We start from the raw sequence: 13,223 nt of genomic DNA on the forward strand, positions 1-13,223 counted from the left end.
CCAGACATTATCTATGCCCAGTCTCACCGGATGATCCCATGCGCGCGTCACAGTCCCCAACGCTCGACCCCCGCGCTCGCCAGCTGCTGCGGACGCTGATTGCCCGCTATATCCGCGACGGCGAGCCGGTGGGCTCCAAGACGCTGGCCCAGCACGCAGGGCTGGACGTCAGCCCGGCCACCATCCGCAACATCCTGGCCGACCTGGAGGATGTGGGGCTGCTCAGCTCTCCGCACACATCGGCCGGGCGGGTGCCCACCGCGCACGGGTACCGGGTGTTCGTCGACAGCCTGGTGCAGATGCAGCCGCCCGGCGAGGAAGAAGTGCGACGCCTGCGCGCGGAGCTTGCCAGCGGCAACGGCACCCAGTCGCTGCTGGGCAGTGCCTCGCAGATGCTGTCGGCGATGAGCCATTTCGTCGGCGTGGTCAGCGCGCCGCGGCGCGAGCAGTTCGCGTTCCGGCACATTGACTTCGTTGCGCTGGACGCGCGGCGGGTGCTGGCGATCCTGGTGTTTGCCGACAACGAGGTGCAGAACCGGGTGATCGAGCCGCGCCGGGCCTACGAGCCGGCCGAGCTGGAGCGGGTGGCCAATTACCTCAATGCGCAATTTGCCGGGCGCGCGCTGGCGGATATCCGCGCCAGCCTGTTGCGCGAGTTGCGCTTGGCCAAGAACGAGATGGAGCAGTTGCTGGCGCACAGCGTGGACCTGGCCAGCGAGGCGCTGGTGCCGGCCGATGCCGACGACATGGTGATGGCCGGGCAGACCCGCCTGATGGGCGTGCAGGACCTGTCGGACCTGGACCGGCTGCGCGAGCTGTTCGAGGCCTTCGCCAGCAAGCGCGAGATCCTGCAGCTGCTCGAACGCACCATCCAGGCGCCGGGCGTGCGCATCTTCATCGGCGAGGAGACCGGCATGGTGTCGCTGGACGACGTCTCGCTGGTCACCGCGCCGTACGCCGCCAATGGCCAGGTGCTGGGCGTGCTGGGCGTGATCGGGCCCAAACGCATGGCCTACGACCGGGTGATTCCGCTGGTGCAGACCGCCGCCCAGGTGCTGGGTGCGGCCATGGAACCGCCCGGCACGCGATAAGCGGCAACGATCGAGACGATCATTTTGCTTGAAACGCGCGTGCGCGCCCACATACGGGGTGACGTTGGGGCGGGCGTTCCGCTTGCCCGGGAACTGCACATGAACCAAGACCACCCCGAATTCGACTCCGAAGACCTGTCCCAGAACCCACCCGAGACCGATCCGCTCAAGGCCGAGATCGAATCGCTGCGCAGCGAGATCGCGCTGGTCAAGGCCGATGCCCTGCGCGAGCGTGCCGATCTGGAGAACCAGCGCAAGCGCATCGCCCGTGATGTCGAGAACGCGCGCAAGTTCGCCAACGAAAAGCTGCTGGGCGAGCTGCTGCCGGTGTTCGACAGCCTGGACGCCGGCCTGACCGCGGCCGGCACCGAGCCCAGCCCGCTGCGCGATGGCCTGGACATGACCTACAAGCAGCTGCTCAAGGTTGCGGCCGACAACGGCCTGACCCTGCTCGATCCGGTCGGCCAGCCGTTCAACCCGGACCAGCACCAGGCCATCAGCCAGGGCGAGGCCGAGGGCATCGCCCCGGGCCACGTGGTGCAGGTGTTCCAGAAAGGCTATCTGCTCAACGAACGTCTGCTGCGCCCGGCCCTGGTGGTCGTGGCCAAGCACGACTGAACCGTGGCGCCCGGCTGAACTGCCGGGCGCATGCGCGAAACGCAGATTCGTGCAGGTGGCTTGAACACCTGCGCACCACCCCCACATCTCAGCCAGACCCGGCGTCGCCGGACACAGCTAAAGAATCATCAGGAGCGTATCCATGGGCAAGATCATTGGTATTGACCTCGGCACCACGAACTCGTGCGTGTCGATCATGGACGGCGGCAAGGCCCGCGTCATCGAAAATTCCGAGGGCGATCGCACCACGCCTTCGATCGTCGCCTACACCAAGGACGGCGAAGTCCTGGTCGGTGCCTCGGCCAAGCGCCAGGCAGTGACCAACCCCAAGAACACCTTCTACGCGGTGAAGCGCCTGATCGGCCGCAAGTTCACCGACGCCGAAGTGCAGAAGGACATCTCGCACGTGCCGTACGGCATCCTCGCCCACGACAACGGCGATGCCTGGGTGCAGACCAGCGATGGCAAGCGCATGGCGCCGCAGGAAATCTCCGCCCGCGTGCTTGAAAAGATGAAGAAGACCGCCGAGGACTTCCTGGGCGAGAAGGTCACCGAGGCCGTGATCACGGTGCCGGCCTACTTCAACGACAGCCAGCGTCAGGCCACCAAGGACGCCGGCCGCATCGCCGGTCTGGACGTCAAGCGCATCATCAACGAGCCGACCGCTGCAGCCCTGGCCTATGGCCTGGACAAGAACGGCGGCGACCGCAAGATCGCCGTGTACGACCTGGGCGGCGGCACCTTCGACGTGTCGATCATCGAAATCGCCGAAGTCGACGGCGAGAAGCAGTTCGAAGTGCTGGCCACCAATGGCGACACCTTCCTCGGCGGCGAAGACTTCGACAACCGCGTCATCGAGTACCTGGTCGACGAATTCAACAAGGACCAGGGCATCGATCTGCGCAAGGATCCGTTGGCGCTGCAGCGCCTGAAGGACGCCGCAGAGCGCGCCAAGATCGAGCTGTCGACCAGCCAGCAGACCGAAGTGAACCTGCCGTACGTCACCGCCGATGCCTCGGGCCCGAAGCACCTCAACATCAAGTTGACCCGTGCCAAGCTCGAAGCGCTGGTGGAGGACCTGGTCAAGAAGTCGATCGAGCCGTGCCGCACCGCGTTGAACGATGCCGGCCTGCGCGCCAGCGACATCAACGAAGTGATCCTGGTCGGCGGTCAGACCCGTATGCCGAAGGTGCAGCAGGCGGTTGCCGATTTCTTCGGCAAGGAACCGCGCAAGGACGTCAACCCGGACGAAGCCGTGGCCGTGGGCGCTGCGATCCAGGGCGGCGTGCTGGCCGGCGACGTCAAGGACGTGCTGCTGCTGGACGTGACCCCGCTGTCGCTGGGTATCGAAACCATGGGTGGCGTGTTCACCAAGATCATCGAAAAGAACACCACCATCCCGACCAAGGCCTCGCAGACCTTCTCCACCGCCGAGGACAACCAGTCGGCCGTGACCGTGCATGTGTTGCAGGGTGAGCGCGAGCAGGCCCGCTTCAACAAGTCGCTGGCCAAGTTCGACCTGTCCGGCATCGAGCCGGCCCCGCGCGGCATGCCGCAGGTGGAGGTGTCCTTCGACATCGACGCCAACGGCATCCTGCACGTGTCGGCCAAGGACAAGAAGACCAACAAGGAGCAGAAGGTCGAGATCAAGGCCGGTTCGGGCCTGTCGGACGAAGAGATCCAGCGCATGGTCGCCGATGCGGAAGCCAACCGCGAGGAAGACAAGAAGTTCCAGGAACTGGTGCAGGCCCGCAACCAGGCCGATGGCCTGATCCACGCCACCCGCACCGCGATCACCGAGCATGGCAGCAAGGTCGGTGGCGATGTGATCGGCAAGGTGGAAGCGGCGCTGTCGGATCTGGAAACCGCCATGAAGAGCGACGACAAGGCGCAGATCGAGGCCCGCAGCAAGACCCTGGAAGAAGCCGGCCAGTCGCTGTACGCCGCCGCTGCCGCGGCAGAGCAGGGCGGCAACGCCGATGCGGCCAGCGGCAACGCGCAGGCCTCCAAGGCCGCCGACGACGTGGTGGACGCCGAGTTCACCGAAGTCAAGGACGACAAGAAGGCGTGAGTGGGGAATAGGGAATCGAGAATGGGAGGAGCGGTGCTGCGGCATCGCTCCTTCCCGTTGTCTGATCCTTCCACTTTCGATTGCGATTTACTGAGGATGTGCGCTTTGAACGATTCCCGTCTCCCGATTCCCGATTCCCTGTCATGAGCAAACGCGATTACTACGAAGTGCTGGGCGTTGCCCGTGGCGCCAGCGAAGAGGAGCTAAAGAAGGCGTATCGGCGCTGTGCGATGAAGCACCACCCGGACCGCAATCCCGGCGACGCTGCTGCCGAAGCGATGTTCAAGGAGTGCAAGGAAGCCTATGAGGTGTTGTCGGACGGCAACAAGCGCCGCGCCTACGATGCGCACGGCCACGCTGCGTTCGAGCACGGCATGGGCGGTGGTGGCGGGCCGGGTGGCCCGGACATGGGAGATATCTTTGGCGATATCTTCGGCAATATTTTCGGCGGTGGCGCCGCCGGTCCGCGCGCTGCGCGACGTGGTGCCGACGTCGGCTACGTGTTGGAACTGGATCTGGAAGAAGCCGTTGCCGGCATCGAACGCCGCATCGAGATCCCGACCCTGATCGAGTGCGAGCCCTGCCATGGCAGTGGTTCGGAAGACGGCAAGGTGGAAGTGTGCGGGACCTGCCACGGACGCGGCCAGGTCCGCATCCAGCGCGGCATCTTCGCCATGCAGCAGAGCTGCCCGCATTGCGACGGGCGCGGCACGCTGATCCAGAATCCGTGCAAGACCTGCCACGGCGCCGGTCGCGTGGAAGAAGACAAGGTGCTGTCGATCAAGGTGCCTGCCGGCGTAGATACCGGCGACCGCATCCGCCTGGCTGGCGAAGGCGAAGCCGGCCCGGCCGGCACGCCGCCGGGCGATCTGTATGTGGAAGTGCGCGTGCGCGAGCATGCGATCTTCCAGCGCGACGGCGATGACCTGCATTGCGAAGTGCCGATTCGTATTTCGCAGGCGGCGCTGGGCGACACCGTGCGTGTGGCCACCCTGGGCGGGGAGGCGGAAATCCGCATTCCGGCCGAAACCCAGACTGGCAAGCTGTTCCGGTTGCGTGGCAAGGGCGTGCGCTCGGTGCGCAGTCGCAGCGAAGGCGATCTGTATTGCCGCGTGGTGGTCGAAACGCCGGTGAACCTGACCGCCGACCAGCGCGAGTTGCTGCAGCAGTTCGAAGCCACGTTCACCGGTGAGGATGCACGCAAGCATTCGCCCAAGTCGGCCACCTTCATCGATGGCGTCAAGGGCTTCTGGGATCGGATGACGTCCTGAGGCTGGGAATCGGGAATCGGGATTGGGGAATCGTAAGAGCGGTGTGGCCGGAGCGGTGCGCCATTTTGGCGATTCGGGATGTGCGGGAGCGGATGAATGCTCCCGAATGTCCGGAAAGTTGAATGACTGAGCGAGGTTCTCCAGACGAATGCCGGCCACGGGGCCGGCATTCGCGTTCTTGCGGCAGGAGCCCGCGCAGATCGGAGGCGATATCGACCGCTGCCAGCGCACGGACCGGCCTGGCGAGGACTGGCTTGGCGACGGTAGGCGTAGCGGCGAGCGGACGACGGTCGCATCGATCGAAGGTGGGCGCGCCGTGGCGCTGGCGTAAAATGCTGCGATGAACAATGCCCCCGACAGTCATCTGGTCCACGGCCGCCGCCAGCGTCCGGATGGTCCTTCGCCGATCGATGTGATCTCGGTCCAGTCGCAACTGGTCTACGGCCATGCCGGCAACAGCGCGGCGGTGCCACCGCTGCGTGCGCTGGGCCTGCGGGTGGCGGAAGTGCCGACCACGCTGCTGAGCAATGCGCCGTTCTACGCCACCTTGCGCGGCCGCATCCTGCCGGCCGACTGGTTGGCCGACCTGCTGTTGGGGGCGAGCGAGCGCGGCCTGCCGCAGCGTGCCCGCATGCTGGTTTCCGGCTATTTCGGCAGCCTGGCCAATGGCGAGGCGTTTGCCGACTGGCTGGAGCAGACCCTGCCGCAGGCCCCGCAACTGCGTTATTGCCTGGATCCGGTGATCGGCGACACGCACACCGGCCCGTATGTCGAACCCGGACTGGAGCGCGTGTTCGCCGAGCGGCTGTTGCCGCATGCCTGGCTGGTGACGCCGAATGCGTTCGAGCTTGGGCGACTGACCGGTTTGCCGAGTCTGGAGCAGGACGATGCCGTCGTTGCCGCGCGCGCATTGCTGGCGCGCGGCCCGCAATGGGTGCTTGCGCACAGCGTGGCCGGTGCGGCCGGTGAGCTGGTGACCCTGGCGGTCAGCAACACGGCGGTGTATCGCTGGGCCACGCCGCATCTGCCGGTGGATGTGGCCGGCACCGGCGATGTGCTGATGGCCTTGCTGATCGGGTTCCTGCTGCGCGATATGCCGTTCGAGCAGGCGGTGGGGCATGCGCTCAGCGGCGTGCATGGTGCACTGGAAGCCACATTGGATGCAGGCGTCGAGGAGTTCGATGTGCTGGCCGCCGCACCGGCCGCACTTGCGGCTGCCCCGCGTTTTGCGCTCGAGCGACTGGCATGATGGCGCAGCCGGTGGTCGGCATCGTCGGCATCGCCGGTGCCTACGGACGCTGGCTGGTGCAGTTTTTGCGCACGCGCCTGGGGCTGGAGGTGATCGGCTTCGATCCGGCCGGTGACGGCGACATGGACGAGGCCACCTTGGCGCAGCGTGCAGACGTGCTGATCTTTTCTGCGCCGATTCGCCACACCGCCGCATTGATCGCGCGTTATGTGGACCTTGCCGGCCCGCGTGCCGCGTCGCAGTTGTGGATGGATGTCACCTCGATCAAGCAGGCGCCGGTTGCCGCGATGCTGGCATCGCCGGCCGAGGTCGTCGGCCTGCATCCGATGACCGCACCGCCCAAATCGCCCACCTTGAAAGGGCGGGTGATGGTGGTCTGCCAGGCACGGTTGCAGCAGTGGTCGGCATGGGTGCAGATGCTGTGCACCGCGCTGCAGGCCGAGTGCGTGTACGCCACGCCCGAGCACCACGACCGCGTGATGGCGCTGGTGCAGGCGATGGTGCACGCCACCCATCTGGCGCAGGCCGGCACCTTGCGCGACTACGCGCCGCTTCTGGGCGAACTGCGCGCGCTGATGCCGTATCGCTCGGCCTCGTTCGAGCTGGATAGCGCGGTGATCGCGCGCATCCTCTCGCTCAATCCGGCGATCTATGAAGACATCCAGTTCGGCAACCCGTACGTGGGCGAGATGCTCGACCGGCTGTTGCTGCAGCTGCGCGAATTGCGCGCGCTGGTCGCGCAAGGCGACGATGCGGCGCGCGCGCAGTTTCGCGCCCGGTTTCTGGACGACAACGCGCAGGCGCTACGCGGCGAGTCGCTGGCTGCGGGCAACTACACCTATGAGCGCGTGGGCTACCTGCTGGCCGACCTCACCGAGCCGTTGACCGTGAGCGTCTACCTGCCGGAAGACCAGCCCGGTTCGTTGCGTGCGCTGTTGCATGTGTTCGAGCAGCATGGGGTGAATCTGTCGTCGATCCACTCGTCGCGCACGCCGGTGGGCGAGTTGCATTTCCGCATCGGGTTCGAGCCGGATAGCGATCGCGCGGCGCTGGCGCAGGCAGCCAGCGACATCGACCGCAGCGGCATCGGGCGGGTGCTGGAGCGTTCCGATCGCACCGGGTAGCCACGATCCACAGCCGGCCTGATCGATGCCGATATCGCGGCGTGCGACCTGCGGCGATCCATGTTGGCTGACTGAACCGCATGCGATGCGCCGAGGGCGATATGGGGGCAATACCGGGTGTGGCCGGGCACGACGCCAAGTGCTTGCCACAGCGGTTTCATCCACACAGGGTGTGGATGAAACCTGCACAAGCATGTGGATAACCGCGTGCAGCCCTTGCACTGCAAGGGTTGCCGCCCGGGTGGTCAAAAAATGACCAGCGTCATCTCAGGACGTGGACAGCCGTAACTCGCCACCATCGGTGATGAAGCGCTGGCCCTGCCGCTGCAGGCGGCGGCCATCGGGGAGTTCGTAGCGTGGCGCAGCGCGCGACTGCATCTGGGCTTGCTGGCCGTTGCGGGATTCGGGCTCGTCGCGGAATTCGATGATGACGTAGGACTCGCCATCTGCACCGATTGCGGGAAATTGCCGGAACGACATACGCACCTCCGAAAGAATCAGGGACGTCGTGCGAGCTGCCAGGATCGCACCACCGGCGCCGGGCCGGCCGAAGCGAGCATGCGCAGGCAGGTGTTACCCGGGCGTCATTGCGCGATGCGGCAAGTTGGCGAGCCAACCGGCAGCCCGTTCACCGGCTCAGCTGCAACGCGTCCCGATCGGCCGTCGCCGCCGCCAGCTCTGCACGCGCCGAGGCAATGCGCGCCTGCGCATCGATCAGGCGCACGCGGGCATCGTTGGCGGTCTCCTCGCGCTGGTTGACCAGGAAGAAATCGCCCGACCCCAGCTCGAAGCGGCGGCGCTCGGCGGCTGCCAGACGGTCGGCCAGGGCGCGTTCTTCGTCGGCGATCTTGGCCAGCCGTTCGGCGGCGGTGAGCGAGATGACGATCGACTCGACCTCCACCGTGATCTGGTCGCGCAGGTAACGGCTGCGCTGATCCAGCGCCTCGATCTCGGCGCGTGCTTCGGCGACCCGGCCCTTGGCGGCGCGGTTTTCCAGCGGCACGCTGAAGCGGAAGCCGACGATGGCATCGGTCGGCGAGCGGTTCGGGCCGCCGACACCGGGCGCCCCGAGGTCCTTGCTGACCTCGAAACTCACATCCAGGCGTGGCTTGAGGTCGTTCTGTGCCAGCATCAGCCGTGCAGTGGCCTGATCGATGCGGGTCAGCACCGCGCGGTAATCGGGGCGCTCCACCGGTGCGGTGATCTTGCTGGCGCCGGCCAGACCTTCCAGCGCCGACGTATCGGCCGGCAGGCGTTCGGTGGACACGATCAACGGCATTCCCGCTTCATCGCGCAGGTACAGCGACAAGGCATTGGCAGCATTGGCGAAGTCCTGCTCCGAGCGCACCACCAATGCGCGTCGGCGGACCAGGTTCTGGTCGTTTTCGGTCAGCAGGATGGTGGGCCGCGCACCCAGTGTCACCTGCCGGGAAATCGCATTGCGGCGCTGCTCGGCCAGCTGCAGCAGGTCGTTGTACGCGCGCAGCTTCAGGCCGGCCGCGACCCAGCTCTGGTAGGCGTCCACCGCGCGGCGTTGCACGCCGATGGCGACCATTTCCGCTTCGTATTGCGCGACATCGATATCGGCACCGGCAACGCTGCGACGGGTGCGGCGCTCGTCGACCACCCGGTCGCGCAGCAGCGCATACAGCGCGCCGACCTTCACTTCGCCGCCGCGGTCGGTGTAGGACTTGTCTTCGTAGACCGGGAAGGAACCACGCGAGGAGCGGTAACCACCGTAGTAATAGCCGCCGTTGTCGTCGAACGGGCGCTTGACGGTGCTTTCGATCGCGCTGCCGTCGTAGTAGCCGGCCTCGCGCGAGCGGCCGTCGATATCGAACACGGTGTCGAACGCGCCATCGGCCGAGATGCCCTTGCCTTCGGCCTGGCGGACCTTGGCCAGCGACTCGATGATCTGCGGAGAAGCGCGGGCAGAGGAGCGCAGCACTTCATCCAGCGTCAGCGCGGTGGTCTGGGCGGCAACCACGCCCGGTACGAGCGCGACCAGCAGGACGACAAGACGGCGGATCATTTCTTGCCGGTCTCGTCGTCTTCGGACTTGCCGGCCGACGCCGGCTTGGCCTTGCCCTCATCCTGCGTCGTCGTCGCCGACGGGCGGCGGCCGAACTCCAGCGGGAAATTATTGAGCTGGCGCCACAGTTCGTAGCCCACCTTCACCGTTTCGCCCTGTACCCAGCCGCGCACCTTGCCGCCCTGGCGGGCGAATTCCTGCGCCGGCCAGGCCGGCTTGCCCGGCTGCGGTTCGACCAGGATGCGGAACAATCCGTCGGGTGCGGCATTGGGGTCGATGGCGCGGACGCGACCATCGAACATGCCGTGCGCCACCGACGGCCAGCCGCTGAACTGGATCGCCGGCCAGCCTTCGAACTCCAGCCGCACCGGGCGACCGGGGCGGATCAGCGGCACGTCGCGGCCGTCGATGTACAGCTCGACCGCACGTTCCACCCGCTCCGGCGCGATCACCGCCAGCACCGTGCCGGGCGAGACCATCGCGCTGCCGCTGGCGGCGTTGAGCTGCTGCACGCGGCCATCGCGCGGTGCGCGCACCAGCTGCGCCGACTGACGGTTCAACTGGATGTCGATGCGGGTCAGCTTGGCACGCGATTCGGCCAGCTTGGCATCGGCTTCGGCCACCTTGATCTGGGTCAGCTCGTAGTCGCGGCGGCCGGCCAGGCCTTCGGCGAGCAGCTGGCGGCTGCGTTCCACATCGATACTGGCGACCGCGCGCGATTGCTGGATGGCGCTGATTTCCGCCGCCACCTGCGCACGCTCGCTGGCAAGACGGGCCAGCAGGTCCGGGTCGAGGTCGCCGACGCGGGCGATCGGGTCGCCCTTGGCGACGTGCTGACCATCGTGTACATACCAGCGCTCCACCCGGCCCGGCACGAAGGCGGTGACCTGTTGCTGGCGGTCACCCGGGTCCAGCGCCACCACCTGGCCCTTGCCGCTGGCGGTCTGCACCCAGGGCGCGAACGCCAGGATGGAACCGGCGATGGCCACGCCGATCAGCAGCATCCACGCCAACACCTTGGCGATGCTGGGCGGGCGCATGGATGCCAGGGTGGGGAAGTGCGCGATCCGGTCAGAGGCGTGCTGCATCGTCGGCCTCCTGCGTGGATGCGATCAGGTCGGCGCGCGTGGCGTAGCGCTGCTGGCGCTCCGGTTCCAGGCGGAACCAGCCATCCAGGGTGATGTCCTCGGGCCGGCCGGTGCACAGCAGGACCGTGGTGCCGGCCTGCTTCAGCTGCCGCAGCACCCGGGTCAGGCGTTCGGCCGGCAGCAGATCGTACAGCTGCGACAGCATCAGCACGCGCGGACGCACCAGCAATGCGTTGGCCAGTTTCAGCGCCATCACTTCGCCGATCCACAGCGGGTAGCCGGAGGCGGCAAGCCGGGTGTCCAGGCCTTGCGGCAGCGCGGCGATGCGCGCGCGCAGCCCCACCGTATCGATGGCTTCGAGCATCGTCTCGGAGGTCACCTCGGCCGAGGCCATCGACAGGTATTCGCGGATGGTGACCTCGACGATAGTTGGCCGATCGAGCACGGTCACTTCAGAGCGCAGCAGGTACATGTCGAAGGTGGCCATGTCGGCGCCGCCGACCATCACCAGCCCGCGGTCCGGGACGACGTGGCGCTTGAGCACCATCGCCAGCAGACGTTCGGCGCCACCGTCGGCCAGCGTCACCAGTTGTTCGCCGGCCTCCAGCGCGAAATCGAAGCGCGCCCCCTCGATCACCACCCCGTCCAGGCGCACGGCACTGTTGCCGGGGATCTTGCCCGCGGCCGCCACCGGGCGCTCCTGCGGAATGGCATACAGCACCGACAATTCCTCGGCGCTGGCCACCAGGTCGTAGAACACGTCCAGGTAGGTGCCCAACTGCGCGATGCCGTAGAACACCGCGCTGAGGATCAGCTCGGCGGCCACCAGCTGGCCGATCGACAGTTCGCCACGCAGGATCAGGCTGCCGCCCAGTGCCAGCAGCGCCGCGCTGGCGACCGCGTAGGTGAGCAGGAATGCCACCGTCTGGGTGAAGGTGTAGCGGAAATGGCGCCGATGCCGGGCGACATAGGTGGCGGTCACCGCTTCGGAGCGCTCCATCGCGAAGTTGAGATGGCGGCTGGATTTGTAGAAGCCGTTGGAGCCACCCACGCTTTCCAGCCAGTGCGCCGCGTTGTGCTTGGCGTGGCTCAGTTCCACCGCCGAGCGGATCGAGCCGCGCGACCAGATCATCCAGATCGCGAAGATGATCAGCAGCAGCAGCGCGTTGAAGCCGAGGAAGAACGGGTGATAGAAGCTGGTGACGATCAGGCCCACCGCCGATTGCAGCACGATGGTGAAGGCACCGACGGCCAGGCTGGGCACCGCTTTTTGCACCACCACCAGATCGAAGTAGCGGTTGAATACGTCGCCACGGTTCTGGTCGGCGAAGAACGGGTTCTGCGCATGCACCGCGCGCACGGTGATTTCCGCCACCACACGCGCAAACAGGCGGCGCTCGAACAGCGCCATCATCCACACCCGCATCGCGCTGAGCGCCGCCACCAGCAACAGCAGGCCCAGCAACAGACTGGACAGGGTCCACAGCGGGGTGGGCAGCGCGGTGTTGGCGACGCTGTTGATCAGCAACTGCACCGAGATCGGCGTGGCCAGCGACAGCAGGCTGATCGCGACCCCGTACACCATGGCCAGGCGCACGTAGGGCATGTCCGGCCCGACGATCTCCGCCAGCCAGGCTCCCGCTTCCCGCCATCCGATCTGCTTGCCCGCCATTCGATTTCCGTTGATGAGTTCAATGAAGCATTGACGAGTTGCAGTTGGCGAACAAGGCAGCAGCGCTTATTCGACGCATAGGATTTTCCTATGCGGCCACCGCACGCAGAAGATCGGCAATCAGCCCGAAGGCCGGCGCGCGTCCCGCGCCTTGCCGCCACAGCAGACCGATCTCCCTATAGTAGCGTCCGCCTTTGATCGGCCGTACGACGACATCGTCGCCCTCGCGGATTTCCTGGCGCACATACAGGTCTGGCAGTAATGCAAGACCCATGCCCATCCCGGCCATCTGGCGGATCGCATCCAGGCTGGTGCCTTCGTAATCGCGCAGGACATTGGCGCCGACGTCCATGGCGATCGCCGCGACTTGTTCGGCCAGGCGGTATTCGGGCATCAGGGTGAGCAGGTTGGCGCCGCGCAGATCGGCCGGCGTGATGCAGGCCTTGGCACGCAGGGGGTGATCGGCGGCCATGGTCACGTGCAGCGGTTCGCGGAACAGGCGCTCGCTGTGCAGGCCGCGCCCGGCCACCGGCAGCTGCGCCAGGATCAGGTCGTGCACGCCGCTGGCCAGGCCGCTGGCGAGCACGGTCGGCAGGCCTTCGCGCACGTGCACGCGCAGTGCCGGGTGTTCGCGATGCAGGCGCGCGACCAGGCTCGGCATCAGGTAGGCGCCCAGCGTGGGCGACACGCCCAGCCGGATGGTGCCGATCAAGGTGTCGGCCGAGGTGGCGCGGACGTCTTCCAGATCGGCCACGTCCAGCAGGATGCTGCGCGCGCGATCGAGCAGGTCGCGCCCCAGCGGCGTCAGGATGGCCGGCACGCCACGCTCGAACAGCGCGGCGCCGACGATGGTTTCCAGCGCACGGATCTGCTGCGACAACGAGGGTTGCGACACGCCCATCTGCTCGGCGGCGCGGGTGAAGCTGCCGGTGTCGGCGAGCGCGACGAAATAACTGAGCTGGCGAATGGTGGTTCTGGGGCGGGGCATGCGGGATGTCGTCAGGGGT

General features: G+C 66.7%; 11 protein-coding genes. 6 read left to right on the forward strand and 5 right to left on the reverse strand.

Annotation, left to right across the window (positions count from 1 at the left end; all coding sequences use genetic code 11):
• Positions 1 to 38 precede the first annotated feature (38 nt).
• From hrcA to EO139_RS01420, 6 genes are all read left to right on the forward strand, one after another.
• Positions 39 to 1,091: a heat-inducible transcriptional repressor HrcA gene (gene hrcA, locus EO139_RS01395; RefSeq protein WP_104583337.1), complete on the forward strand. Its 1,053-nt coding sequence runs from the start codon at positions 39 to 41 to the stop codon at positions 1,089 to 1,091.
• A gap of 99 nt (positions 1,092 to 1,190) precedes the next feature.
• Positions 1,191 to 1,709 carry a nucleotide exchange factor GrpE gene (gene grpE, locus EO139_RS01400; protein WP_010366360.1) on the forward strand — a complete coding sequence of 173 codons (519 nt, stop codon included), beginning with the start codon at positions 1,191 to 1,193 and terminating at the stop codon, positions 1,707 to 1,709.
• Positions 1,710 to 1,851: 142 nt separating this feature from the next.
• Entirely contained in the window at positions 1,852 to 3,780 is a 1,929-nt protein-coding gene (dnaK, locus tag EO139_RS01405) for a molecular chaperone DnaK (RefSeq protein WP_039511674.1), read from the forward strand.
• A 143-nt stretch (positions 3,781 to 3,923) separates the two neighbouring features.
• Positions 3,924 to 5,051 (forward strand): molecular chaperone DnaJ, encoded by a 1,128-nt coding sequence (gene dnaJ / locus EO139_RS01410; protein ID WP_126969083.1) that lies wholly within the window; start codon positions 3,924 to 3,926, stop codon positions 5,049 to 5,051.
• 340 nt (positions 5,052 to 5,391) lie between these two features.
• Positions 5,392 to 6,300 carry a pyridoxal kinase gene (gene pdxY / locus EO139_RS01415; RefSeq protein WP_104583334.1) on the forward strand — a complete coding sequence of 303 codons (909 nt, stop codon included), beginning with the start codon at positions 5,392 to 5,394 and terminating at the stop codon, positions 6,298 to 6,300.
• The gene (locus EO139_RS01420; protein ID WP_126969084.1) at positions 6,297 to 7,424 is read left to right on the forward strand and encodes a prephenate dehydrogenase; all 1,128 of its coding nucleotides are present in this window, start codon (positions 6,297 to 6,299) and stop codon (positions 7,422 to 7,424) included. The genes pdxY and EO139_RS01420 overlap by 4 nt, the downstream gene beginning before the upstream one ends.
• A 267-nt stretch (positions 7,425 to 7,691) precedes the next feature.
• Here EO139_RS01420 and EO139_RS01425 read toward each other — a convergent pair whose 3' ends face one another.
• The 5 genes from EO139_RS01425 to EO139_RS01445 form a co-directional block, all read right to left on the reverse strand.
• Positions 7,692 to 7,904 carry a hypothetical protein gene (locus tag EO139_RS01425; RefSeq protein WP_104583332.1) on the reverse strand — a complete coding sequence of 71 codons (213 nt, stop codon included), beginning with the start codon at positions 7,902 to 7,904 and terminating at the stop codon, positions 7,692 to 7,694.
• Between the two features lie 148 nt (positions 7,905 to 8,052).
• Positions 8,053 to 9,456 (reverse strand): TolC family protein, encoded by a 1,404-nt coding sequence (locus EO139_RS01430; protein WP_126969085.1) that lies wholly within the window; start codon positions 9,454 to 9,456, stop codon positions 8,053 to 8,055.
• Complete coding sequence (locus EO139_RS01435) at positions 9,453 to 10,544, reverse strand: HlyD family efflux transporter periplasmic adaptor subunit (RefSeq protein ID WP_104648391.1); 1,092 nt, start codon at positions 10,542 to 10,544, stop codon at positions 9,453 to 9,455. Before EO139_RS01435 ends, EO139_RS01430 begins: the two co-directional genes overlap by 4 nt.
• Complete coding sequence (locus EO139_RS01440) at positions 10,528 to 12,216, reverse strand: ABC transporter ATP-binding protein (RefSeq protein WP_104583329.1); 1,689 nt, start codon at positions 12,214 to 12,216, stop codon at positions 10,528 to 10,530. Before EO139_RS01440 ends, EO139_RS01435 begins: the two co-directional genes overlap by 17 nt.
• Before the next feature lie 88 nt (positions 12,217 to 12,304).
• A complete protein-coding gene (locus tag EO139_RS01445; RefSeq protein ID WP_104583328.1) occupies positions 12,305 to 13,204 on the reverse strand; it encodes a hydrogen peroxide-inducible genes activator in 900 nt (299 codons plus the stop codon).
• Positions 13,205 to 13,223 lie beyond the last annotated feature (19 nt).

Origin of the sequence: Xanthomonas sp. BRIP62411 (assembly GCF_003993525.1) — a bacterium.
GTDB classification, from domain to species: Bacteria; Pseudomonadota; Gammaproteobacteria; order Xanthomonadales; family Xanthomonadaceae; genus Xanthomonas; species Xanthomonas euroxanthea.